The sequence below is a fragment of the Robiginitalea sp. SC105 genome, assembly GCF_014243345.1.
In the GTDB taxonomy this organism is placed as follows: domain Bacteria; phylum Bacteroidota; class Bacteroidia; order Flavobacteriales; family Flavobacteriaceae; genus Robiginitalea.
In genome coordinates, this window is sequence record NZ_JACLZF010000002.1 from 1482678 (window position 1) to 1505529 (window position 22852).

Genomic DNA, 22852 nt, shown 5'->3' on the forward strand with positions numbered 1-22852 from the left:
TGAAAAATTATATATTTAAAAGGGTGCCTGAAGGGGTGAGAACTTGCGAAAAAAAAACATTAAATTCAAGGCACATGCCATTTTTTTTTTAGGTTTTTTGTTCACATATTTGTCTCATTCTTGAAGGGCAGGAACGCTGTCCTTTTTCGTACCAACTAACCAGCATCTAACCGGCTTAAGACAACCTTAACAATGAGTGTTACTGCGAATTCCGTATGGAAGAATTGTTTGGCTTTCATAGAAGACAACATCCAACCGCAGGCATTCAAAACCTGGTTTGTTCCGATCAAGCCGGTCAAGCTCTCCGAGAAGGCCCTGAGCATCCAGGTACCCAGTAAATTTTTCTACGAATGGCTCGAGGAGCACTACGTCAAACTGCTTAAGGTAGCCCTGACCCGGGAACTGGGGGAGGGCGCCAAACTGGTCTATGTGATCCGAATGGAGAATACCTATGGGAACCGGGAGCCATTCACCGAAAAAATACCCAGCGCCAACAGAGGACAAATGACGCCCCAGGAGATGGACGTGCCGATAAAATCCAAGAACCCGGAATTGAAGAATCCCTTCGTGATTCCAGGTATCCGGAATATCAAAATCGAGTCCCAGCTGAACCCGAGCTACAACTTTGAGAATTTCCTGGAAGGAGATTCCAACCGGCTTGCGCGGTCTGCGGGCATGGCGGTTGCCAACAAACCGGGGGGGACCTCGTTCAACCCGTTGCTCGTTTTCGGGGGGGTGGGTCTGGGAAAAACCCACCTGGCACATGCCATAGGGGTCGAAATCAAGGATAAATACCCGGAGCGGACCGTACTCTACATCTCGGCCGAAAAATTTACCCAGCAATACATCGAGTCCGTCAAAAAAAATACCCGGAACGATTTCATCCATTTCTATCAGCTGATCGATGTGCTGATCATCGATGACGTGCAGTTCCTTTCCGGTAAATCCGGTACGCAGGATGTCTTTTTCCATATTTTCAACCACCTGCATCAGAACGGCAAACAGGTTATCCTTACCTCGGACAAGGCACCGGTAGACATGCAGGACATCGAGCAGCGTTTGCTGTCCCGGTTCAAATGGGGCTTATCTGCGGAATTGCAGAGTCCCGACTATGAAACCCGGGTATGTATCCTGAAGAACAAATTATACCGGGACGGGGTGGAAATGCCCGAGGAAATCGTGGATTACGTCGCCAAGCACATCAAAACGAACATCCGGGAACTGGAAGGCGCCATCATCTCCCTGATTGCCCAGTCTTCCTTTAACAAGAAGGAAGTGACCCTTGACCTGGCCCAGCAAGTCGTCGAGAAGTTTGTCAAGAACACCAAACGGGAAGTGTCCATCGATTATATACAGAAGGTCGTTTCGGATTACTTTGAGATGGATGTTGCCACGCTGCAGTCCAAAACACGGAAGCGCCATATTGTACAGGCCCGGCAACTTGCCATGTTCTTTGCCAAGAAATTCACCAAGGCTTCCCTGGCCAGTATCGGTTCCCAAATTGGAAAACGTGACCACGCCACCGTATTGCACGCCTGCAAAACGGTCGATAACCTGGCGGAAACCGATAAGCAGTTCCGCAAATACATCGAAGACCTCACCAAGAAATTCTCCTGACCGCCATGCCGGCCCGGATACTGATGGTCTGCCTGGGCAATATCTGCCGGTCCCCCCTGGCCGAAGGGATCTTCGCGTCCAAGGCATCCCCCACACATTTTAAGGTAGATTCCGCCGGCACCGCCGGTTATCACGTGGGCAACCCCCCTGATCCGCGGTCCGTGGAAGTTGCGGCCCGCCATGGGATCGACATCAGCGGACAGCGCTGCCGGCGCTTTACGGTTGACGATTTTGACTATTTTGACCATATATTTGCCATGGACCTTGAAAACCTGGCAAACATCCGCAATCTGGCGCGGGACGATCGGGATCTGGCAAAAGTGAGCCTGTTGCTCCAGGCGGGAGGACAGGGAAAACGGGAAGTTCCCGACCCTTATTACGGCGGGAAGGACGGATTTGAAAAAGTCTACCGGATGATCGATACCGCCTGTGATCACATCCTTAGGGAATACCTTACCTGACCAAATTGGAAACGGACCAAACACCATACGGAAAACTCTACCTTATCCCCACCCTGCTGGGCGATAACGAGCCCCTGGTGGTGTTGCCGCTGACCGTGAAACAAACGGTGGAACAGCTGAGCCATTTTATCGTGGAGAACGAACGGTCAGCCCGGAGGTTTATCAAAAAAATCACCCCCCGTAAATCCCAGGATTCCCTCAAAATTTATCCGCTCAACAAATACACGGAACCGGCCGCCATCCCGCAGTACCTGGAACCCTGCCTGCAGGGGGTCCCCATGGGGCTCCTCTCCGAGGCCGGGTGCCCGGCCATTGCCGACCCGGGGTCTGAAATTGTATCCCTGGCCCACGACAAGGGGATTCAGGTAGTTCCCCTGGTGGGGCCTTCCTCCATCCTGCTGGCGTTGATGGCCAGCGGCCTGAATGGCCAGAACTTTTCGTTTAACGGGTATTTGCCTATAGATCCGGCAGAAAGGCGCCGGGCCCTGAAGGCCCTTGAAAAAAGGTCGGCAGAGCTGGGGCAGTCCCAGTTTTTCATGGAAACCCCCTACCGGAATGAAAAACTTGTGGAAGACTTGCTCAGGACCCTCCGCGGGGACACGCGGTTATGCATTGCCGCCGATCTGACCCTGGGCAGCGAATTCGTGAAGACGTGCCGGGTCGCAGACTGGAAAGGGCATTTGCCTGAACTCAACAAAAGGCCGGCAATTTTCGGTATCCACGCGGCATAGTCACACCCTGAACACCCTATCCTGGAGAAGGAAATTTGCGCTATGCAGCGCGCCAAACTCTTTTGAATGGGCTCAGAAAAGGACCTTGGGGTTCTGTTCGGCCAGGATTTCCGACATATCGTAGCCCTTGAATTTGCGGAGGTAGTAGGTGATGCTGGTGCCATAGGCATCCACGACATCCATGGATCCCCAGCTCCGCAGGTATTTCTTGACGTTTCCTGCTCCTGCAAGGTGCGCGGCGGCGAGGATCCCCGATTCGGTTACCTCCACCCCATTGATCCGTTTTCCGACAAACCTGGGGATATCCCTGCGAAGGATCCACTTGTTGCGGGCGAGGTTGGTGGCAAAGGCCTTCTCCTGCAATTCCGGCGTTTCCAGGAATTTGGTGGCATTGTATACCCCCATGAGCTGCAGGGTGCCGATGCCGAACTGATACTTTCCTAGATAGCCAAGGGTGTTGGTGGTGAAGTAATCCCCTCCGGACTCCTTAAAGGCAAGCGCCTCCCTGAAGCCTATAAAACTGGTGCCTGCATAGGGGATTCGAGGGTATAGGGCCGGAATCGATACTTCCTGTTCCGGGTAGCTGAACGGTTCTGATTCGGTCACCACCAGGGATTCCGGTACGCGGACGTCCTCACTGGCTGAATCCGCATCAAAACTCGCTAAAACAAAGATCATGACAAGAGGACTAATGAAACCAATCCATCTTTTCATACTAGTGCTTTCTTAAGACTTCCGGAACCAGCATGGGTTCCTGCTTAAATTTCTCTAGGCAAAGATACGCCCGGCACCCCAGCCACAACCCAAGATTTTCATAAAATGAGCCAAAAACTGGTTAAAACGTTTAAAAAGATCGGGGAATGACCTACCGGCGGATATTCATCGAATTGATCCAGCGGATGTACTGCTCTTTATTTCGGTTGTGTTGTGCAAGAGTTTTCGCAAACTGGTGGTAGCCAAAGTTCTCGGTGTCGGCCACCATGTAGAGATATTCATGGGACTCCGGGTTGAGGACAGCGTCGATGGCGGAAATATCCGGCATGAAAATTGGCCCCGGGGGCACACCGCCGTATTTGTAGGTGTTGTAGGGGGAATCCAGTTCCAGGTCCCGGTACAATACCCTCTTGATAATCGTATCGAAGTTGCCGCTGGTCTTCTTGATGGCATAGATCACCGTGGGGTCCGCCTGCAGGGCCATACCCTGACGGAGCCGGTTGAGGTAGAGACCGGCAACCCGGGGCCGCTCCTCCGGTTTGGCCGTTTCCTTGTGGACGATGGATGCCAGGGCGATAACCTCTTCTGGTTCCAGCCCAATTTCCCTGGCTTTGGCAAGCCGTTCCGCACTCCAGAATCGCTCGTATTCCTGCAGCATCCGCTGCCTGAATTCCTCTGCCCCGGTATTCCAGAAAAACTCATAACTGTTCGGTATATACGGCAGGAGGGCCTGGTCCTGGGTCCAGCCATGGGCCCCGAGAAAGGACGGGTCCGTAAAAGCGGCGAGGAGCCCGGCGCTGTCGGCTTCGATCTGGTCCGCTATGCGCCCCGCCAGGGAGGCCGGGGTTTCCTGGTTGTTGAAGGATACGCGCACCGGGGTATTGGCGGATCGTAGCGAATTGACAATTTCATTGTTGTTCATCCCTTTTCGGACGGGATATTTTCCCGGGCGGATATTTCCGGGGTATTTTTTCTGGCGGGCAACCGCATCAAAGGTTTCCGGGTCCGCCAGCAGCGGGTCCAGCTGTGCGCGTACCTCCTGGTAGGAAGCATCCGTCGGGATATACAGGTAGGCCACCTCGTTTTCAAAGGCGGTATTCGGCGTAAAGAGCGCCCGGTAGACCATAAACGCAAAATATCCAGCCACAACCAGGCCGCCCAGTAATACGATAAGGAGGATTCGTCTACGATACATCCGGATTGATATTTTGGAGGAATATTTCGTCCTGGAAACCGCCCGCCGTCCGGATCCAGTCCTTGCGGACCCCGGATTCCAGGAACCCGGCTTTTTTGAACACCTGCAGGCTCGCAGGGTTCCCCGCTCCCACCCCGGCGTATACCTGGTGCAGCCCCAATACCCTGAAAGCGTATTCACAAACCAGGCGGATGGCCTCCCCTCCATAACCCCGGTTCCGCGCCCCGGCATCGGAGATCACGATCCCGAGTCCCGCCCGCTGGTGTTTCGGGTCAAAATCGAACAGGTCGATTAGTCCGATGCAGCGGTGGTCCTGCCGGCAAATAGCCAGGCGGAGTTGTTTGGCTTCGTAAATATCCCGGTGGGCACCATCGAGGTACTGCCGGAGCACCTTGCGCGAATAAGGGGTCAGTGTCCCGCTGATCTCCCAGACCTCCGGGTCGTTTTCGAGGACATAGAGGAATTCCAGGTCTTCCGGCTCCAGCGCCCGCAAACGAATATTCTCCCCTTGCAGCTTCACGACAGCACCCCTTTAAAAACCTGTTTGGCAGGTCCCGTTAACCAAATATCCGTATATCCATTCTCCCCTTTGGAGAAGGTTACTTCCAGGGAGCCTCCACGGGTGCGGATCCGTGTCGTACCCCCCTTAGAACGACCGGTATGTTCCATGGCCAGGGCCACTGCCGTTACCCCGGTCCCGCAGGAATAGGTCTCCGCCTCTACCCCCCGCTCGTAGGTCCGGACAAAGAATTCCCCTGGCCCGTCCGGTTCCACAAAATTGATGTTGCTGCCCCCTTCGCCGTATAGCCCGAACCGGAGGCGCCGGCCTTCCCGGTCCACTTCGAAGTTTTCGAGGTTTTTTACGACCTGTACATGGTGGGGAGACCCTGTATCCAGGAAGCAGTACTTCGGCTTTTTCTTTATTTCCGAAACATCCCCCATCCGCAGGGAGACCTTATCACCATTAAGCTTTGCGATGTGTCGGCCGTCGGAGGCGAAGAACTCACAGGAGTCTTTGATGATACCGAGGTAGCGGGCAAAGGCCGTAATGCAGCGTCCGCCGTTGCCGCACATGCTCCCGGGTTTTCCGTCTGCGTTGAAGTAGACCATCCGGAAATCCGCTGCCGGGGTATCCTCCAGGAGGATGAGCCCGTCGGCCCCGATCCCGAAGCGCCGGTGGCACAATCCGGAAATCCGATCCGCGTCGTCCACGGGAAACTTCCCGTCCCGGTTATCGACCAGGATAAAGTCATTTCCGGTTGCCTGGTATTTATAAAAATTCAGGTCCATCGCATGCGTTTCGGGCACAAATATACGTTTAAATCAGGGCCTCCGGCCCGTTAAAATGTCGTTAAACCAAAATATTTTGGCAGGTAATCCTGTAATTTTAGGGTACAAAAAGATTTAAGCCTATGAAGCGTTTTGCCGGACTTTTCATCGTTGCGCTCCTGGCGGGGGCAACTACCCTGGGAGCCTATAAACTCTTTTTTGAACCCCGCGGGGGCTCCTACGCGGGGGACAGCAATGACAGCCTCCCCGTTTTTGCCACCAGCCATACCCCGGCTTTCACGTCAGGTTCGGGAATCGATGAGGCGGATTTTACGATGGCTGCCGAAAATACGGTCAATGCGGTGGTCCACGTCAAGAACGTGACCCTGAGTCGCGGGGGCGGGAGCCTTCTGGAATTCCTCTATGGATATGAGGAGCGCGGCCGGCCCCAGGTGGGGACCGGCTCCGGGGTGATCATTTCCCCGGACGGCCATATCGTGACCAATAACCATGTGATCGCGCGGGCCAACCAGCTCACCGTTACGCTGAACAACAACCGCACCTATGAGGCTGCGGTCATCGGCACGGATCCGAATACGGACATCGCCCTGATAAAAATTGACCCGGACCGGCCCCTTCCCTACCTGGCCTTCGGGGATTCCGACAATGTGCGGATCGGCGAATGGGTGCTCGCCGTGGGAAACCCGTTCAACCTGACCTCCACCGTTACAGCCGGGATCGTAAGCGCCAAAGCTCGCGACCTGGGCCGCAACCAGTCCTTTATACAGACGGATGCGGCGGTGAATCCGGGAAACAGCGGGGGTGCCCTGGTTAATACCAATGGCGACCTGATCGGCATCAACACAGCCATTACCTCCCAGACCGGTTCCTATATCGGGTACTCCTTTGCGGTGCCCAGCAATATCGCACGAAAGATCGTGGAGGACCTGCTCGAATACGGGGATGTCCAGAAAGGCGTCATCGGCATTGAATCTCCCAACCTCAATACGCGGTATGCGGTGGAGAACGGGATAGACGAAATAGACGGGGTCTACGTGGAAGGCGTTGAAGAGGATTCCGGGGCGGAACGGGCCGGTCTGCAGCACGGGGATATCATCCGGAAAGTCGACGATATCCGGGTCCGCAAACTAGCGGACCTGGTAGGTTACATCTCCACCAAGCGTCCCGGCGACCAGGTACAGGTAACACTGGAACGGGAGGGGGAGCAACAGGTTCTCCCCGTGGAGATCCGCGAACGGCAGACGGCTGTGGTGCCCCGAATGGGCGTTAAGGTAAAGAACCTTTCTGAAAAGGACCGGGAACGATACGGCACGGATATCGGCGTCAAAATCATCGGTGTTCCTGAAACCTACCGCCGATATGGCCTCGAGGGCAAGATTATCCTGGCAGTCGATGACGAGGAGATCCGGGATATCGAAGATGCCCGGAACCTGTTTGCCAAGATCTCCCGCTATGGCAATACGAGCATTACGCTGCTGGATGAAAATGGCGAGAAAGAACGTATCATATTTCAATAGAAATTGCGAAATACGCAAAAAACCCGCCATTTAAGGCGGGTTTTTTAATAATTACAAATTTACTGGGCAATATATTCTGGATTACATAATTTTACGCCCGGATATAACGACAACCTTCCCATGAATCAAAGCTCCTACGAAAAGGAACTGGCCTTCCAGGCAGACCGCCGCAAGGCCACCACGGAATTTATCAAGATCATCAGCGACCTGTGGTATGATAAAGCCATTGAGGTGGTCCTGTTTAAAAACCAGATCATCGACCGCAACGTCAGCGACATCATCAACCTGCACGAGTATGCCGGGCAGTTTGTGCAAAAGCCGATTTCCATCTTTGACTCTGTTGAGTTACTTCGCGCCATAAGCGACCTGGACCTGCCGCCTTCCAAGCTGGATATCGGAAAACTCACCTTTGAATACCATTCGGAGGACAACAGCGGGTACCACGATGCCAAGGCCTTTATTATCGACAAGCTCAAGGATGCCCGCCACTATCCGGAAATTGCCCCCAAAGATGTGATCCTCTATGGTTTTGGCCGGATTGGACGGCTACTGGCCCGGGAACTCATGGCCAAGACCGGGAAAGGGAACCAGCTCAGACTGCGGGCCATCGTGACCCGGGGGGAAGTCAGCAGGGAGCTCCTGGAAAAACGCGCCATGCTCATGCGGACCGATTCGGTACACGGCCCGTTCTCCGGCACTGTGGAGATCGACCCCGCAAAAAAGGCGCTGGTTATTAATGGGACCACGGTTTACATGATTTCGGCCTCGGATCCCGCGGATATCGATTATACCCGCTACGACATCAAAGACGCCCTGGTTATTGACAATACGGGTGCTTTCCGGGATATGGCCTCCCTGGGCAGGCACCTGGAGGCGAAAGGGGTTGAAAAGGTACTCCTGACTGCCCCAGGCAAGGACCTTCCCAATATCGTACACGGGGTAAACCATCGGGATTTTGACCCTGACAAGGTCCATATATACTCGGCCGCCTCCTGCACCACCAACGCCATTACCCCGATCCTCAAAGTAGTGGAGGATTCCCTGGGGATCCGCAAAGGCCACCTGGAAACCATCCACGCCTATACCAACGACCAGAATCTGGTGGATAACATTCATGGCAAATACCGCAGGGGACGTGCGGCAGCCCTGAATATGGTCATCACCGAAACCGGGGCGGGTAAGGCCGCGGCAAAGGCGCTACCCGCCCTGGAAGGCAAGCTTACCTCCAATGCAATCCGTGTACCGGTCCCCAATGGTTCCCTGGCGATCCTCAACCTGGAGCTGAAAAACAAGACCAGCCTGGAAAGCCTCAACACGATCCTGAAAAAATACGCCCTGGAAGGCGACCTGGTGGAGCAAATCAAATACTCCCTGAGCAACGAGCTCGTTTCATCGGACATCATCGGTTCGTCTGCGCCCGCTGTATACGACAGCAAGGCGACCATTGTGACTTCCGAGGGCAAGAATGTCATCCTTTATGTGTGGTACGACAACGAATTCGGCTATGCCCATCAGGTAATCCGGCTTGCCAAATACATCGCCAAAGTCAGGCGATATACCTACTATTAACCGCTTATTAGGTTCTGCTTCAGGCAAGTATTTCGACAAACGGCGGCGTTGTTAATGCCTCCGGTGTTTTAGAATTTCATAATATTGAAGTACTTTAGCCCCACCCTAGAATCTCTTTAACCCTACAACAACCTCAGATGAAAATTCTACGATTTTGGACCTTGCTTATCGCTTTGTCAACCAGTGCGTTACAATTTGCACAGGACAGTGACGAACCCTCCCTGGAAGGGGGCACCATCGAAAGCCAGTTTGAGTATATTTTTGACCGTTCCGGCAATTACAATGCGGAAGGCCGGCGTTACGAGGTGGTACGCGCCATAGAACTGGACAAACTCCGCGGTAATGTGCTGGACAGTCTCCGGGCCGCGCGTGAAAATGCCAGCCAGTTGACTGCGACCATAGCTGGCCAGAACGCCACCATTGAAAACCTGAACACCAAACTGGAGGAAACCAGCGAGCAACTGGCCTCGGTTACTGAGGAAAAAGACAGTATGTCCTTTTTCGGCGCCCTGGTGTCCAAGGCGACCTACAATATTATCCTCTGGACGATTATTATCGGGCTGCTGCTGCTCTTGCTGATGTTTATCTACCGTTTCCGGCGCAGCAACGTGCTTACCCAGGAAGCCAAGACAAAGTTGGCGGACCTCGAGAACGAATACGAAGACCACCGCCGCCGGGCCCTGGAGCGCGAACAGCGCATCAGCCGTCAGCTGCAGGACGAAATCAACAAGTACAAGAAATCCAAATAACCCGGCGGGTGGCCGCATCCCATGCGCATCGATATCATCACCGTCCTGCCGGAGCTGCTGCGAAGCCCCTTTGAAGCCTCCATCCTCAAGCGTGCGATAGACAATGGGCTCGTTTCCGTGCACCTACACAACCTGCGGGATTACGCGACAAACGCCTACAAGCAGGTGGATGACTACCCTTTCGGGGGCGGGGCCGGGATGGTACTAATGGCGGACCCCATTGACCGCTGCATGACAGAGCTTACCGGGGAACGGGAGTACGACGAAATCATCTACATGACCCCGGACGGGGAACCATTGCGGCAGCCTGCCGTAAATGCCCTTTCGCTCAAACAAAACCTGTTGATCCTGTGCGGGCACTACAAGGGTGTGGACCAGCGCATCCGGGACCTCTGGATAACCCGTGAGATTTCCATCGGGGATTACGTGCTTTCCGGGGGGGAGTTGGGTGCGGCCGTCCTGTGTGATGCGGTCATCAGGCTGTTGCCCGGGGTGCTCGGGGACGAGACCTCGGCCCTGACGGACACCTTTCAGGACAACCTGCTGGCGCCGCCCATCTATACGCGTCCCAGGGAGTTCAGGGGGCTGGCCGTACCCGAAGTGCTTACCAGCGGCCATAGCGGGAAAATCGATGCGTGGCGGGAGGAACAGGCGTATAAGCGTACCCGTGAGAGGCGCCCGGACCTTCTCGACCGCGAAGGGGACCACTAAATTTGAGTTATTTTCTTGCCAGTTGGGATTTATCGATTATTTTTGCACACGATTTGGTTCAACCTCTGACGAGATACGTGAATGTTGGTCCGGATAATAATGTAAAGCAATACCATGGAATCTTTAGTAAGCTTTGTAGAAAAGGAATTTGTCGCCCGGAAGGAGTTCCCGCAATTCTCCGCCGGTGACACCATCACCGTATATTACGAAATCAAGGAAGGTGAAAAAACCCGTACCCAGTTTTTCCGGGGTGTGGTGATTCAGCGTCGCGGAAGCGGGGCCACCGAGACCTTTACCATCCGCAAAATGAGCGGCACGGTAGGGGTTGAAAGGATCTTCCCCATCAATATGCCGGCCCTTCAGAAAATTGAAGTCAACAAACGCGGGAAAGTTCGCCGTGCGCGGATCTTTTATTTCCGTGGCCTTACCGGCAAGAAAGCCCGGATCAAAGAAGTGCGGTCCTAATACGGACCCAGCAAAATGCAAAGCAAAAGAAGCCCCGGAATTCCGGGGCTTTTTTATGTTGTACTACCGTCTCGGTTCAAGGGGTCTGCCCCCCGGACCAGCAACTCCACGTCAGGCTTTTTGAAACTCCCTCAGGGTTTTGCGGATAATTCCCACGCAATCGAGCAATTGCTCCCGGGTCATGACCAGGGGGGGCGCAAACCGGATGATATTGCCATGCGTCGGTTTGGCCAGCAATCCATTCTCCTTCAGGGCCAAGCAAATATCCCAGGCCGTAGAACTGTCCTCCGAATCATCGATGACTATGGCGTTGAGCAGCCCCTTACCCCGCACCAGCCGGACCAGGTCCGATGTTTCGACGATCTCCTGCATTTTTTCCCGGAATAACCGGCCAAGTTCATCGGCTTTCTCGGCCAGCCGCTCCTCGGCTACCACCTGGAGTGCCGCAGTTGCCACTGCACATGCCAGGGGATTTCCGCCGAAGGTGGAGCCGTGGTTGCCCGGCCGGATAACTTCCATAATGCGGTCATCTGCAAGTACGGCGGAAACCGGGAGTACCCCTCCGGAGATGGCTTTCCCGAGGATCAGCACATCAGGCTTGACCTCCGGGGTGCCACTGCAATTCTTTTCCGGGCAAGCGCAATTGCCACAACTGGCAAGCAACCGGCCCGTGCGGGCGATACCGGTCTGCACTTCGTCCGCCATGAGCAGCACGTTGTGCGCTTTACAGATTTCATGGGCGCGCTTCATGTAATCCGCATCGGGTACATTGACCCCCGCTTCGCCCTGAATAGGTTCTACCAGGAATGCCGCCACATCCGACCCCATGGCAGCTTCCAGGGCCTCCAGGTCATTGTAGGGGATTGGGACGATGCCGGGTGTAAAAGGGCCGAAATTCTCGGTAGCTACCGGGTCGTTGGATGCGGAAATAATGGTTATGGTCCGTCCGTGGAAATTGTTCAGGCATACGATCACCTTGGCTTTCCCCTCCTGTATTCCCTTTTTTTCATACCCCCATTTCCGGGCGAGCTTGATGGCGGTTTCCACTGCCTCCGCACCTGTATTCATGGGAAGGACCTTGTCGTACGCGAAATACCCACAGAGGAATTTTTCGTATTCCCCCAACTTGTCGTTGTAAAAGGCCCGGGAAGTCAGCGTCAGCTCCTGCGCCTGACGCGTAAGGGCCCCGATGATCTTCGGGTGGCAATGTCCCTGGTTGACCGCTGAGTAAGCGGATAAGAAATCATAGTATTTCCTGCCGTCCACATCCCACACATAAACGCCTTCGCCCTTGCTGAGCACCACGGGCAGCGGGTGGTAATTGTGGGCCCCGTAACGGGCTTCGAGAGCCATTGCCTTTTCGGATTGTTGCTTTTCAATTACAGCCATTCTCCTGAGTTTTTAAAATTGACAACTACAATTCCTTCTTATGGAGAGAAATCATCCGGAAAGCCTTTCAAAATTACCAAAATTCCAGAGATCTCCTCAGGGCTTGGCGGCTTTTTTCCGGGCCAGCGCATTCCCGGCCATTACCAGTTCGATGCGCTTGAGGGCCCTGCGGACATCCAGGTTGAGCATGTGCATCCACAGGTAGAGTTTCAGCATGCCTACCGCAACGATGCTCAGCATCCCCAAACCTCCCCACTGTAGCATGGGTCGCAGTTGATCCTCATTGATAAACCGGATAACGCAATACAGAAATACCCCGAAGAGGACTACCTGCAGGAAGCTCATAAGGGCCGACAACCATGCTGTCGGGCCCCGGAAGAGTCCCGAGATCATCCCGGTGAGATTTTGCTCCCGCAAACTATCGTAATAGGCTGACTCCTCCGGTGAGAGTCCCTGTTTGATCATCTCCTCGATTCTTTTATCGTCCTTTTTCATGTCTGTTGATTTAGAATTTTTCGTAATTTTTTTCTCGCGTTGAAAATGCGGGATTTCACGGTCCCTTCCGATACATCGAGTAAATAGCTGATTTCCGAAAGGCTGTAAGCTTCGGTATAAAATAACCGAAGTGCTTCCTGCTGGACCCGGCTTAACCGCTTGATGGCCTTGTGCAAATCGGCCAGTTGGGCCTGAGGTATACCGGATTCCGCATCGGAGTCTGCCGGGTACGCATAGGATTCCCTGAACTCCCGGTACCGCTTCTCGGCTTTCAACCGGTTCAGGCATTTACGGCTTACGATCTTCAGGGCCCAACTGGTAAACTTCTCTGGCTCCCGCAGCGTCCCGATTTTCAGATATATGGTCTTCCAGGATTCCTGTACCACATCCTGGCTGGCCTGTGGATCCTTCAGGTACCAGGTTGCCCGGTTGCAAAGGACTGGGTGGAGGCGCTCCACGAGCAGCGAAAAAGCTTTCCGGTCGCCCCCCTGGGCTTCCAGAACCAATAATTCCTCAAATATGTGGGTCAACTTCTTCATATGTGCCTTCGGTGGTAAGACAACCGTTTCGTGAAAAAGTTCATTTCCGCAAGGTACTGACATCCTAAAGATAGCCTGCCATCCCCCAATTTAATATTACATTTGCGCATGCGAAAAAAGCGAACCTCCGAAATCTTTGAATCCATTCAGGTATACGGAACCGGAACCAAGGGCAAGGCCGTAGGCAAAGCCCCGGACGGGCGGGTTGTCTTTATCTCCGGGGCGGTACCGGGCGATGTGGTTACGGTTCAGACCCTGAAAAAGCGCAAGGGATACTACGAAGGGCGGGTTACTGAGATCCTCCACCCCTCCCAGGACCGCATTGCCCCGAAATGCATCCATTTCGGGACCTGCGGGGGGTGTAAATGGCAGCACATGGATTACGCCGCCCAACTCCGCTTCAAACAGGAGGAGGTGGTGCAGAACCTGATCCGCATCGGCCATCTGGAACTCCCTGAGGTATCCCCCATTCTGGGGGCTCCGGAGCCATACTATTACCGGAATAAAATGGAATTCTCCTTTTCCGATAGCCGCTGGCTGGAACCTGGCGAAATTGCCTCCGGGGAGCCCGTGGAAAGCCGGAATGCTCTGGGATTACACATCCCGGGGATGTGGGACAAGATCCTGGATTTGAAGGAGTGCCACCTGCAGGCCCACCCATCGGACGAAATCCGCCTGGCCATCCGGGAGTACGCAAAAACCCACGGGCTCCGGTTTTTCGACACCCGCAAACAGGAAGGCCTACTCCGCAGCCTGATGGTCCGGAATACGGCGGCAGGCGAATTCATGGTCCTTATCCAATTTTATGCAGATGACCCGCCGGCGCGGGAAGCTCTGCTGGATTATTTGAAAGGGCGATTTCCGCAAATCGTTTCCCTGTTTTATACCATCAACCAGAAGGGCAACGACACGCTTTACGACCTGGACCTGGTCTGCTACCACGGCCAGCCGTATATCACAGAGGAAATGGAAGGGCTCACCTTCCGCATCACCCCGAAATCCTTCTATCAAACCAACTCCAAGCAGGCCCATGCCCTGTACCGCAAGGTCCGGGAGTTTGCGGGCCTGACGGGGAAGGAAATGGTGTATGACCTGTATACAGGTTTGGGTACCATTGCCCAGTTCGTTGCCCGGGAAGCCCGGGAGGTCGTGGGCATCGAGGCAGTTCCGGACGCTATTGAAGCGGCTCGGGTCAATGCCGCTGAAAACGGGATTGACAACACCACCTTTTTTGCAGGCGATATGAAGGATCTGTTTAACCAGGAATTCCTCCGGGCCCACGGGAAACCCGATGTGGTTATCACAGACCCGCCAAGGGACGGCATGCATAAGGACGTGGTGGGGTGCCTGTTGGAAATCCTGCCGGAGCGCATTGTATACGTCAGCTGCAACAGCGCAACCCAGGCCCGCGACCTGGCCCTGATGCGCAACCACTACCGGGTTGTGCGCATCCAGCCTGTGGATATGTTCCCCCAGACCCACCACGTGGAAAATATCGTACTTTTACAGCGCCGCGATCATGCTTAAACCCCTGCCCATGCAGCAATTCTTCTCGTCCCTGAGTCGCCCTTCCGTATGGGCCCTGACGCTGGTCATCCTGCTCATAGCCTGCCTGAGCGGATGCGAAAAGGACGATATCTGTGTGGATGGCGATACGCCCCTGCTTATCATCAATTTTTATAACTCCGAAGATCCGTCCGCAGCCAAGAATGTCACCCGCCTGCGGGTGATCGGATTGGGGAACGGGGATGCGGTTGGGACCTTTTCCGACCGGTCCAACCTGGATTCCATAGGCCTGCCCCTGCGGTCGGATCAGCCCAGTACCGGCTTTGTGATGATCCGGAACTCCCAGGACGACAGCGAAGGCATTGAAACCGGGAACCGGGATACCCTCTATTTTGACTATGCCCTGTCCGATGCCTTTATTTCGAGGGCCTGTGGCTTTGTTACCAATTACGTAGAGCTGCAGGCACGCCTGCAGGCCGATGCATCCCCATGGATCGACAGTGTCCGGGTGGTGACTTCGTCCGTACAATCAATCCAGACCACCCATGTCGCGATCTACCATTAAATCCATACCGATCTTCGCCCTGATCTGGTGGGGGACCCTGGGGGCCCAGCAGCAGGCGGATTCCGCCCAGGTGGCCCGGACCGTTCCGGCCGATGCCTACGGGTTGCGGGTGGGGGCCGACCTGAGCCGGTTGCTGATAACCGCCCTGAATGAAGATTACCAGGGCTTCGAGGTGGTCGGGGATTTCCGGTTAACCGAAAAACTCTACCTCGCTGCCGAGCTCGGCAACGAATCCCGGCGGGTAAACGAGCTGCTGGACAACGAAGGGTCGGTGAACATCCAATCCCTTTACGATATCACCAGCCGCGGGAGTTACCTGAAAGCAGGGGTGGATTACAATACATATGAAAACTGGTACGGGATGAACAACCAGATCATTGTAGGTGCCCGCGCTGCTTTCAGCACCTTCTCCACGGACCTGGATTCCTATTCCTATTTCAATTCAAACCGCTACTGGAACCCGGAGGGCTTTGTACCGGGTACCGATGCCCCCGAGGAATTCGGCGGCCTGAATGCCGCATGGATTGAAGTGCTCCTCGGCGTAAAGGCAGAACTCTTTGCAAATATCTACATGGGGGCCTCTGTGCGACTCGGGATGCTGGTAAGCCGAACCGAAGCGGACCGGATGCCGCACCTGTGGATCCCCGGCTTTAACCGGGTAACGGAAGGCAGCAGTTTCGGGGTTGGGTTCAACTACACCATCAGTTATTTTCTCCCCCTCTACCGAAAGGCCAGGCAGCGGCGCACACCCGGCGAACAGTGATCCCTATTGGTATTTGGCCTTTTTGCTGCCCTCGTAAATCTCGAAAAGGGCCAGCCGGGATTCGATCCCCCCGTTGTACAACTTGATTTTCCGCGAAGCCCTCAACCCGACGCATTTCAGGATGTCCGGGTCCCCGACCAGCATCCATGCCCGGGTATTGGGATATTCTTTTTTCAGGGTGTCCCCCACCATCCCGTAAAAGACCTCCCGGTCCACGGGCAGGCGCTCGCCGTATGGGGGGTTGGTTGCCAGGTGGAGGGGCCCCCGCGTCTGCTTGGAAGTCTTGAAGAAATCGGCTTGTTCGACACGGATATAGGCGTCCAGGTTTGCATTCCGGACATTTTCCTGTGCTTTCCTGATGGCAGAAGGCGCCTTGTCATAGCCGAGGATGGAATACCGGAATTCCCGGGTGCGGTTGAGCATCGCATCGTAGATGGTCTGGAACAGGGCCGGGTCGTAATCCTTCCATTTCTGGAAACCGAAGGATTCCCGGTTGATATTTGCCGGGATGTTACAGGCAATCATCGCCGCCTCGATAAGGAGCGTGCCGCTGCCACACATGGGATCGAGGAAATCGGAGTGCCCCCGCCACCCGCTCAGCAGCAGCATTCCCGCAGCTAGTACTTCATTCAGGGGAGCGATATTGGTCTCCGTACGGTACCCCCGCAGGTGCAGCGAATCCCCTGAACTGTCCAGGGAAAGGTGGGCCGTATTCCCCTGCAGGTGCAGGTGGATGCGCAGGTCCGGGTCGGCGACCGAAACACTGGGGCGGACCCCGGTTTTCGTGCGGAACTGATCCACAATGGCATCCTTAACCTTCTGGGAAACGAAGAGGGAATGGTCGTATAGATCGCTGTTCAGTACCGTATCCACCACGAAGGTCATCTCCGGGTCAAGGTAGTTGGTCCAGTCGACCTCCCGAATTTTATCGTAGAGCTCGGCAGGGTCCCGCAACTGGAAGTCAGAAATGGGCATCAACACGCGCAGGGCAGTTCGCAGGCTCAGGTTCGCTTTGTACATGAACCCCAGGTCCCCGTCAAAAAATGCGCAACGGACTCCTGTTTTTACGTTCCCTGCCCCCAACGCCCGCAACTCACCAGCAAGGACATCCTCCATCCCGTAGAGGGTTTTTGCAAGCATTCTGAAGTTATCTGACATGGGGTTCGTGTTGAAAGCTCAAAAATACATTAATTTTACGGGCTCAATACGACCTAAACCAACTACCCTGATTCCCTGGTACCTGATACTTCCGGCCCTGGCCGTTCTGCTTAGCTTCCTGCTGCTTGTCCTGCGCGGCAGTGAAGCCCCCCGGGGTCGTGACCTGTTGCTGTCCTTCAGTGGGGCATTCCTGCTGGCACTCACGCTATTGGAACTCCTGCCCGAGGCCTACACCGCCGGGGATCCCCGGTTAATCGGGGCCTTTATTGGCCTGGGCATCCTGCTCCAGATCATCCTGGAATATTTTTCAAGGGGTGCGGAACACGGGCATGTGCACGGGGTGGTACCGCAGGGAAAATTCCCGTGGTTGCTGCTGCTGGGGCTCTGCATACACGCCTTGCTGGAAGGGGTCCCTCTCAGGGGACACGACGGGTTCCTGTTGGCGATCGTCATCCATAAAATCCCGGTTGCCCTGATCCTGGGCGGCTTTTTGCTCCGGTCGGGACTCTCCCCTTCCCGTTGCTGGTTCTTTATGGTGCTCTTTGCCCTGATGACGCCCCTCGGGGCCCTGGCTGCCGGCATCCCACTCCTTGAGGACCTGGCGCCCTACTTATTGGGACTCGTCATTGGCGTGTTACTCCACGTGGCAACCGTAATCCTTTTTGAGAGTTCTGAGGGGCACACCTTCAACCTGCGCAAACTCGCGGTTATCGTGTTGGGAATGGTACTGGCCTTCCTCCTTTAGATCATTATCGTTTCCGGAACCTGGAAAATCCTTACCTTGAGGGAGTTATTCCCTATAGCCCAGACCCATGCCAAGACTCGTAGCGGCCCTCCTGTTTTTCCTTGTAACCGCCGGCTTGAAGAGCCAGGACCTTCCGGCCTTTGAACTCACCCCTCAGTGGTTGCAAAAGATTGAAAGCCTCGCTCCTTCCCCTGAACCGGGAGCGGGGCAGCCTCCGCAGAAAATACTGGTTTTTTCGCTTCATACTGGGTATGAACACTGGGCCATCCCCCATACGGAAGCCGTGGTTAAGCTCCTGGCAGACAAGTCCGGGTTGGCACAGGCAGAGGCATCCCGGGATATTTCCGTATTTGAACCCGAAAAGCTGCAGGAATACGTTGCCGTTGTCCTGAACAATACCTGCCCGGAACGGGACCACCGGGATATTTTTTACGACGTTTTCCGGAAGGACCCGGAAATGCCCGAAGCACAAAGGAAATCCGAAGCAGCCAGGCTCGAGAAAAACCTGATCGATTACGTGTTGGGCGGAGGCGGCCTGGTCTTGTTGCACGGGGGCACCACCATGCAGAACAACTCCATGGCCTTCAGCAGGATGACCGGGGGCAGCTTTGATTTCCACCCTCCCCAGCAACCCGTTCAGATACACCTGGCCGAGCCGGGCCATCCGCTGCTTAAGGGTTTCGCGGGAACTGGAATCACTTTCACGGATGAGCCCTATTTTTTTAAAAATGCGTATGCGGAGAAAAATTTTCGCCCCCTCCTCTATATGGAGGTTTCCGAGCTTACCGGATTGGACCGGGAATTCAAAGAATCGGTGCGCTATATTTCATGGATAAAGCGCTACGGCAAGGGCCGTATTTTTGTCTGTGCACCCACACATAACGCGCAGAACTTTGAAAATCCGCAATTCCTGCAATTCCTTGTGGACGGGATGCGGTATGCCACCGGCCAGCTACAGGTCCCCGACGCTCCTCTGAAAAGCCCCTGATCAAAACCGGGTCCCGGGCAGGAAGCTTTATCCCGGATCCCTCCCCTTTAATTACCGGTAAGGATCCTGTTGATCATCACCCAGTGGGATACGGCGCCCCCGAGGACGAAAAAGTGCCATATCATATGGTTGAAGGGAATCCGGCGGATGGCGTAAAAAAGGATGCCCAGGGTATAGAACCCCCCGCCGGCGGCCAGCCAGAAGGTACTTGACGGGCTGAGGGCCTCCAGGAGGTTCTTCAGGTCGATGACGATCAGCCAGCCCATGAGCAGGTAAAGCAACAGGGAAAAAATCTCGAACCTCCCGGTAAAAAACAATTTCAGTATGGTACCGGAAAGGGCCATCCCCCATACGAGCCAGAAAAACAGCCACCCACTGCTATCCCGCAGTACCACCAGGGCAACCGGAGTATAAGTTCCCGCGATCAGGTAATAGATGCTGATGTGGTCCAGGATCCGCAACCTGCGCTTGATGCGCGGGTCAGCCACCCAGTGGTAGGTAGCGGAAGCTGCGAAAAGCAATAAAATCGAAAAGGAATACACCCAAACGGCCGCACGGCTGATCAGGTCCCTGTCCTGGGCGAGATCCTGCAGCACCAGGCCCCCGGCTATCCCCAGGAAGAACCCCAGGGCGTGCGTGCCTGTGTTCCAGTGTTCTTCGTCCTTGTAATCGATATTCAACATGGGCAACCCCGTTTCCGAAGCCCCAAAGATAAGGCTTGCGGATTATTTGCCAGGCCTATTTATAGCGCTTGCCGTGTTTGATAACCAGATCCACGTCCTGCAGCAGGCTTATGTACCGGAGCACGTCCCCTTCAACCGCAATAATATCGGCGTATTTTCCGGGGGTTACGGTACCTACCTGGTCTGCCACCCCTGTCCAGAGGGCCGGCCAGTAAGTCGCCCCTCGGATCGCATACATCGGGTCGATACCGAATTCATTGACCCAAACATCCAGTTCATTCCAGGTGGACTGGCTGTGGAATTTCATGGGGATGCCGCTGTCCGTCCCGATCATCAGCACGACCCCCGCATCCAGGAGTTGGCGGATCTTGGTTTCAAGCGTGGGCCTGCGGGATGGGGTCAACTGGAAATACGGCAAGCGGTCCGGGTGCTCGAAACTCCTGCGGATATCGGCGACCACGCTGTCCGGCAGCCCCAGGTGCCAGGAATCGCTGTCGAGTTTTTCCGGGTTGTCGCGGACATATTCGTAATTGTAAAGCCCTTCCACGGTGGGACACCAGAAAAGGGGTCCCTTGTTCATCTGGGCAGTGCGCTCCCGGATCATTTCCATTATATCTTCCGGGTAGCGTGGGGCGGACGACAGCCCGGTATGCTCAAAACAATCGACGTCCACAGCGAGACCCCTGCGGATTTCCTCGGGACGATGCCCGTGGGCTACTACCTTGAGCCCCTGCTTGTGGGCCTCCTCCACCACGGCCCGAAGCTCTTCCATGCTCATCTGGTCCTGGTCGATCAGTTTGATAAAGTCCACCCCGGCAGCGGCCAGTTTCCGGATCTTTTTGCGGCCATCCTCTGCCCCGTTGACGCCCCAGCGGAAAGCCTCCGTCCCCGGGTAGGGCTCATGCTGGATAAAGGGTCCGGAAACATACAGGGTTGCCCCCGGGATATCCCCCCGGTTGATGGCGTCCCTTACGGCAATGCTTTCTTCGAGGGGGGCACCCAGGTCCCGGGCACTGGTGACCCCGGCCATCAGCAATTGGTGGGCGGAAGCCGGCATGATCACATCCTTCAGGAGGGGCAAATACGTCTTATCCCAATAAGCGTAGTCGGCATGGCCGTTGATCATGGTGTGTACGTGCATGTCCCACAGCCCCGGAAGGACGCTCATCCCTTCGGTGGAGATCACTTCAGCCCCATCCGGCACGGCCAGGGTGGCAACCGTCCCAACCGCCTTGATTTTTTCGCCCTCGATCAGTATGACGCTGTTATGGATCGGCTGGGAACCGTATCCGTCGATCAGGGTCCCCCCGACAAGGGCTTTCAGGTTATTTTGTGCCTGTGCGCAAAAAAGGGTGGTCAAAAACAGGGAAAAGCAAATCAGATTTTTCATATAATGGATTTTGGTTGGGTGTGTGTTAATCCGGGTAATACCAGAAGGGAATTCGTATGACTGTTCGCAAATAGACGGAATCCTGTTCGTGGTCCTTCCTGCGAACATTCAGTATATGCTTTCCTCTGGGCACCCCGGTCATGTCCAGGAAGGTTTCATAGCCCAGTTGCCTCTGTTTGTTCTGGGCAAATACAAAATCCGGCTTAAAATCCAGGCTGTCCACGGATAGGGTATACATCTCCTCCAGCGTTTGCAGGTAGGATTGCGTGCCGTTCGAGAGTTGGCGCCAGCTGGTGCGTCCTTCTGAAAAAATCGAGTAGATCCCGCGACGATCCTCCTCCGGCTTGAGTTCCTCGTTGAAATAGAAGACATCATCCTCCACCGAACTGCCGTAAACCACAAACACATTGAGGAATGGTTCGGTAATCACCTTGGAAGGTATGGAAGCCCGGTCGGCAAATTGCCTGGGGTCATCCATGGCGTCCACATAATTCGTTTCATTGGCCGTATAGCTGTTGGCTGTCATTTCCTCTGAGAGGTAATTGGAGGTACTGAACCCGGTTCCCGCCAGTATGGTCAACCCAAGGTAAAGCGGGACCACGAACCAGTTGAGGCGTTTCCCGAACCGGGTATCTAGAAAATTGTAGACCATGGGGCGGTATAGGAATGACAAGGTCAGGAACTTGAATACCCAGTAAAACGGAAAATAGATGAGACTGGTCCATTTCTTGCGCTTCAGCCAGCCCTGGGTGACAAAATCCACGAAGGTCAACAGCATGCCGATACATAGGAAAACGATCGTGGGGATAATCACCCAGCCGGTTACCCATCCGGGGGTGTCGTCCCGTTCCATCCACAAGACCAGCAATACCAGGCTGAATACGATAACCAGCAACCCCAGCAAATAAAATACGAGCAGAAAGGTGACCGCAAAGATGACGCTGCAGTATTTTTCAAGCAGGGCCACATAGTCGTCGAAGGAACCCACCCGCTTCTGCAGATGCCGGTTAAACCGCGGACTGTAGCGAAGTTTGTCATATTCGATTTCCCCGGAAACATACCGCAACCCTATGGCCCCGATCCACAACCCGCGCAAAATGACATGGGCAATCAGGTTGATGGTGATGATATACCAGGATATCTCCAGGCCCTGGTACAGAAGGGTTTTGAATACATTGCTTACATTCTGGGCCTCCTGGGCGGCGACCTGAATGGGTTCGATGACCATGAACAGCCCGTAGATGGCGAAACCGGAAATGATCAACTCCAGCTGCCAGCTTTCCTGCTGCAGGATGTCGAGCCATTCCTTAAATTTCTTATCCGAGGATTGGTTGCTCATTCAGTTGGTTTGTCGGCCGACTAAATATAATGGAATTTCCCTGACCTGCTTGAAGTTTGCGCCGCAATGGAATAAATTGGTTTTTGGGGTGGGGGCCTGTCCCCTCCCTAAGGTGACCCCTTTTTGAATTTGCCGTTGGTAGCTAGCATAAAAAAAAGCCCCCCACATTACTGTGAGGGGCTTTAAAGGAGGCGGCGACCTACTCTCCCACCTTGTGAGGCAGTACCATCGGCGCTGACGGGCTTAACTTCCCTGTTCGGAATGGTAAGGGGT

General features: G+C 54.8%; 24 protein-coding genes and 1 rRNA gene. 13 read left to right on the forward strand and 12 right to left on the reverse strand.

Features of this window, described 5'->3' with window-relative positions:
- Window positions 1–192: 192 nt before the first annotated feature.
- Genes dnaA through H7F20_RS15695 form a run of 3 tightly spaced genes read left to right on the forward strand, consistent with a single transcriptional unit; the run spans window position 193 to window position 2809 of the window.
- A complete protein-coding gene (gene dnaA, locus H7F20_RS15685; protein ID WP_185787106.1) occupies window positions 193–1617 on the forward strand; it encodes a chromosomal replication initiator protein DnaA in 1425 nt (474 codons plus the stop codon).
- Between the two features lie 5 nt (window positions 1618–1622).
- The gene (locus tag H7F20_RS15690) at window positions 1623–2078 is read left to right on the forward strand and encodes a low molecular weight protein-tyrosine-phosphatase (RefSeq protein ID WP_185787107.1); all 456 of its coding nucleotides are present in this window, start codon (window positions 1623–1625) and stop codon (window positions 2076–2078) included.
- A gap of 5 nt (window positions 2079–2083) precedes the next feature.
- Window positions 2084–2809, forward strand: a complete 726-nt coding sequence (locus H7F20_RS15695) for an SAM-dependent methyltransferase (protein ID WP_185787108.1) — start codon at window positions 2084–2086, stop codon at window positions 2807–2809.
- Window positions 2810–2881: 72 nt separating this feature from the next.
- On the opposite strand, the gene H7F20_RS15700 is transcribed toward H7F20_RS15695, so the two are convergent.
- The 4 genes from H7F20_RS15700 to dapF form a co-directional block, all read right to left on the reverse strand.
- Complete coding sequence (locus tag H7F20_RS15700) at window positions 2882–3487, reverse strand: hypothetical protein (protein WP_255444129.1); 606 nt, start codon at window positions 3485–3487, stop codon at window positions 2882–2884.
- 187 nt (window positions 3488–3674) lie between these two features.
- Window positions 3675–4718 carry an endolytic transglycosylase MltG gene (mltG, locus tag H7F20_RS15705; RefSeq protein ID WP_185787110.1) on the reverse strand — a complete coding sequence of 348 codons (1044 nt, stop codon included), beginning with the start codon at window positions 4716–4718 and terminating at the stop codon, window positions 3675–3677.
- Window positions 4708–5238 (reverse strand): GNAT family N-acetyltransferase, encoded by a 531-nt coding sequence (locus H7F20_RS15710; protein WP_185787111.1) that lies wholly within the window; start codon window positions 5236–5238, stop codon window positions 4708–4710. The genes mltG and H7F20_RS15710 overlap by 11 nt, the downstream gene beginning before the upstream one ends.
- Complete coding sequence (gene dapF / locus H7F20_RS15715; protein WP_185787189.1) at window positions 5235–6008, reverse strand: diaminopimelate epimerase; 774 nt, start codon at window positions 6006–6008, stop codon at window positions 5235–5237. The genes H7F20_RS15710 and dapF overlap by 4 nt, the downstream gene beginning before the upstream one ends.
- A 122-nt stretch (window positions 6009–6130) precedes the next feature.
- On the opposite strand from dapF, the gene H7F20_RS15720 reads away from it, so the two are divergent.
- From H7F20_RS15720 to rplS, 5 genes are all read left to right on the forward strand, one after another.
- Window positions 6131–7525, forward strand: coding sequence for a S1C family serine protease (locus H7F20_RS15720; RefSeq protein ID WP_185787112.1), 1395 nt, complete (start codon window positions 6131–6133; stop codon window positions 7523–7525).
- A gap of 120 nt (window positions 7526–7645) precedes the next feature.
- On the forward strand, window positions 7646–9094 hold the full coding sequence (locus H7F20_RS15725) for a glyceraldehyde-3-phosphate dehydrogenase (RefSeq protein ID WP_185787113.1): 1449 nt from the start codon (window positions 7646–7648) through the stop codon (window positions 9092–9094).
- A 137-nt stretch (window positions 9095–9231) separates the two neighbouring features.
- The gene (locus H7F20_RS15730; RefSeq protein ID WP_185787114.1) at window positions 9232–9843 is read left to right on the forward strand and encodes a tRNA (guanine-N1)-methyltransferase; all 612 of its coding nucleotides are present in this window, start codon (window positions 9232–9234) and stop codon (window positions 9841–9843) included.
- Window positions 9844–9864: 21 nt separating this feature from the next.
- Window positions 9865–10554, forward strand: coding sequence for a tRNA (guanosine(37)-N1)-methyltransferase TrmD (gene trmD, locus H7F20_RS15735; RefSeq protein WP_185787115.1), 690 nt, complete (start codon window positions 9865–9867; stop codon window positions 10552–10554).
- A 114-nt stretch (window positions 10555–10668) separates the two neighbouring features.
- On the forward strand, window positions 10669–11019 hold the full coding sequence (gene rplS, locus H7F20_RS15740; RefSeq protein ID WP_185787116.1) for a 50S ribosomal protein L19: 351 nt from the start codon (window positions 10669–10671) through the stop codon (window positions 11017–11019).
- Between the two features lie 111 nt (window positions 11020–11130).
- Here rplS and rocD read toward each other — a convergent pair whose 3' ends face one another.
- The 3 genes from rocD to H7F20_RS15755 all read right to left on the reverse strand — a co-directional run bounded on the left by rocD (window position 11131) and on the right by H7F20_RS15755 (window position 13442).
- Entirely contained in the window at window positions 11131–12408 is a 1278-nt protein-coding gene (gene rocD, locus H7F20_RS15745) for an ornithine--oxo-acid transaminase (RefSeq protein WP_185787117.1), read from the reverse strand.
- Window positions 12409–12504: 96 nt separating this feature from the next.
- Window positions 12505–12903, reverse strand: coding sequence for a DUF6768 family protein (locus H7F20_RS15750; protein ID WP_185787118.1), 399 nt, complete (start codon window positions 12901–12903; stop codon window positions 12505–12507).
- A complete protein-coding gene (locus tag H7F20_RS15755) occupies window positions 12900–13442 on the reverse strand; it encodes an RNA polymerase sigma factor (RefSeq protein WP_185787119.1) in 543 nt (180 codons plus the stop codon). Before H7F20_RS15755 ends, H7F20_RS15750 begins: the two co-directional genes overlap by 4 nt.
- Before the next feature lie 108 nt (window positions 13443–13550).
- Here H7F20_RS15755 and rlmD point away from each other — a divergent pair, with 108 nt between their 5' ends.
- From rlmD to H7F20_RS15770, 3 genes are read left to right on the forward strand one after another with little or no spacing between them, the layout of a single operon-like run.
- A complete protein-coding gene (gene rlmD, locus H7F20_RS15760) occupies window positions 13551–14969 on the forward strand; it encodes a 23S rRNA (uracil(1939)-C(5))-methyltransferase RlmD (RefSeq protein ID WP_185787120.1) in 1419 nt (472 codons plus the stop codon).
- A 10-nt stretch (window positions 14970–14979) separates the two neighbouring features.
- Window positions 14980–15513 carry a DUF6452 family protein gene (locus H7F20_RS15765; protein WP_221898789.1) on the forward strand — a complete coding sequence of 178 codons (534 nt, stop codon included), beginning with the start codon at window positions 14980–14982 and terminating at the stop codon, window positions 15511–15513.
- Complete coding sequence (locus H7F20_RS15770) at window positions 15494–16276, forward strand: DUF6048 family protein (RefSeq protein ID WP_185787121.1); 783 nt, start codon at window positions 15494–15496, stop codon at window positions 16274–16276. Before H7F20_RS15765 ends, H7F20_RS15770 begins: the two co-directional genes overlap by 20 nt.
- Before the next feature lie 3 nt (window positions 16277–16279).
- Here H7F20_RS15770 and H7F20_RS15775 read toward each other — a convergent pair whose 3' ends face one another.
- On the reverse strand, window positions 16280–17434 hold the full coding sequence (locus H7F20_RS15775) for a class I SAM-dependent RNA methyltransferase (RefSeq protein ID WP_255444130.1): 1155 nt from the start codon (window positions 17432–17434) through the stop codon (window positions 16280–16282).
- 7 nt (window positions 17435–17441) lie between these two features.
- On the opposite strand from H7F20_RS15775, the gene H7F20_RS15780 reads away from it, so the two are divergent.
- Window positions 17442–18179 (forward strand): ZIP family metal transporter, encoded by a 738-nt coding sequence (locus H7F20_RS15780; RefSeq protein ID WP_370588521.1) that lies wholly within the window; start codon window positions 17442–17444, stop codon window positions 18177–18179.
- 67 nt (window positions 18180–18246) lie between these two features.
- Complete coding sequence (locus tag H7F20_RS15785; protein WP_185787123.1) at window positions 18247–19167, forward strand: ThuA domain-containing protein; 921 nt, start codon at window positions 18247–18249, stop codon at window positions 19165–19167.
- Between the two features lie 47 nt (window positions 19168–19214).
- On the opposite strand, the gene H7F20_RS15790 is transcribed toward H7F20_RS15785, so the two are convergent.
- The 4 genes from H7F20_RS15790 to rrf all read right to left on the reverse strand — a co-directional run.
- The gene (locus H7F20_RS15790; RefSeq protein WP_185787124.1) at window positions 19215–19850 is read right to left on the reverse strand and encodes a hemolysin III family protein; all 636 of its coding nucleotides are present in this window, start codon (window positions 19848–19850) and stop codon (window positions 19215–19217) included.
- Between the two features lie 55 nt (window positions 19851–19905).
- A complete protein-coding gene (locus H7F20_RS15795; protein WP_185787125.1) occupies window positions 19906–21240 on the reverse strand; it encodes an amidohydrolase family protein in 1335 nt (444 codons plus the stop codon).
- Window positions 21241–21265: 25 nt separating this feature from the next.
- Window positions 21266–22579: a hypothetical protein gene (locus tag H7F20_RS15800; RefSeq protein ID WP_185787126.1), complete on the reverse strand. Its 1314-nt coding sequence runs from the start codon at window positions 22577–22579 to the stop codon at window positions 21266–21268.
- 186 nt (window positions 22580–22765) lie between these two features.
- Window positions 22766–22852, reverse strand: a 5S ribosomal RNA gene (gene rrf, locus H7F20_RS15805); the annotation flags it as partial.

Excerpts from the sequence above, each read along its gene's own strand:
- dnaA (WP_185787106.1), top strand. The coding sequence starts at position 193 with ATGAGTGTTACTGCGAATTCCGTATGGAAGAATTGTTTGGCTTTCATA.
- H7F20_RS15690 (WP_185787107.1), top strand. The coding sequence starts at position 1,623 with ATGCCGGCCCGGATACTGATGGTCTGCCTGGGCAATATCTGCCGGTCC.
- H7F20_RS15700 (WP_255444129.1), bottom strand. The coding sequence starts at position 3,487 with ATGATCTTTGTTTTAGCGAGTTTTGATGCGGATTCAGCCAGTGAGGAC.
- mltG (WP_185787110.1), bottom strand. The coding sequence starts at position 4,718 with ATGTATCGTAGACGAATCCTCCTTATCGTATTACTGGGCGGCCTGGTT.
- dapF (WP_185787189.1), bottom strand. The coding sequence starts at position 6,008 with ATGGACCTGAATTTTTATAAATACCAGGCAACCGGAAATGACTTTATC.
- H7F20_RS15720 (WP_185787112.1), top strand. The coding sequence starts at position 6,131 with ATGAAGCGTTTTGCCGGACTTTTCATCGTTGCGCTCCTGGCGGGGGCA.
- H7F20_RS15725 (WP_185787113.1), top strand. The coding sequence starts at position 7,646 with ATGAATCAAAGCTCCTACGAAAAGGAACTGGCCTTCCAGGCAGACCGC.
- H7F20_RS15730 (WP_185787114.1), top strand. The coding sequence starts at position 9,232 with ATGAAAATTCTACGATTTTGGACCTTGCTTATCGCTTTGTCAACCAGT.
- trmD (WP_185787115.1), top strand. The coding sequence starts at position 9,865 with ATGCGCATCGATATCATCACCGTCCTGCCGGAGCTGCTGCGAAGCCCC.
- rplS (WP_185787116.1), top strand. The coding sequence starts at position 10,669 with ATGGAATCTTTAGTAAGCTTTGTAGAAAAGGAATTTGTCGCCCGGAAG.
- rocD (WP_185787117.1), bottom strand. The coding sequence starts at position 12,408 with ATGGCTGTAATTGAAAAGCAACAATCCGAAAAGGCAATGGCTCTCGAA.
- H7F20_RS15750 (WP_185787118.1), bottom strand. The coding sequence starts at position 12,903 with ATGAAAAAGGACGATAAAAGAATCGAGGAGATGATCAAACAGGGACTC.
- H7F20_RS15755 (WP_185787119.1), bottom strand. The coding sequence starts at position 13,442 with ATGAAGAAGTTGACCCACATATTTGAGGAATTATTGGTTCTGGAAGCC.
- rlmD (WP_185787120.1), top strand. The coding sequence starts at position 13,551 with ATGCGAAAAAAGCGAACCTCCGAAATCTTTGAATCCATTCAGGTATAC.
- H7F20_RS15765 (WP_221898789.1), top strand. The coding sequence starts at position 14,980 with ATGCAGCAATTCTTCTCGTCCCTGAGTCGCCCTTCCGTATGGGCCCTG.
- H7F20_RS15770 (WP_185787121.1), top strand. The coding sequence starts at position 15,494 with ATGTCGCGATCTACCATTAAATCCATACCGATCTTCGCCCTGATCTGG.
- H7F20_RS15775 (WP_255444130.1), bottom strand. The coding sequence starts at position 17,434 with ATGTCAGATAACTTCAGAATGCTTGCAAAAACCCTCTACGGGATGGAG.
- H7F20_RS15785 (WP_185787123.1), top strand. The coding sequence starts at position 18,247 with ATGCCAAGACTCGTAGCGGCCCTCCTGTTTTTCCTTGTAACCGCCGGC.
- H7F20_RS15790 (WP_185787124.1), bottom strand. The coding sequence starts at position 19,850 with ATGTTGAATATCGATTACAAGGACGAAGAACACTGGAACACAGGCACG.
- H7F20_RS15795 (WP_185787125.1), bottom strand. The coding sequence starts at position 21,240 with ATGAAAAATCTGATTTGCTTTTCCCTGTTTTTGACCACCCTTTTTTGC.
- H7F20_RS15800 (WP_185787126.1), bottom strand. The coding sequence starts at position 22,579 with ATGAGCAACCAATCCTCGGATAAGAAATTTAAGGAATGGCTCGACATC.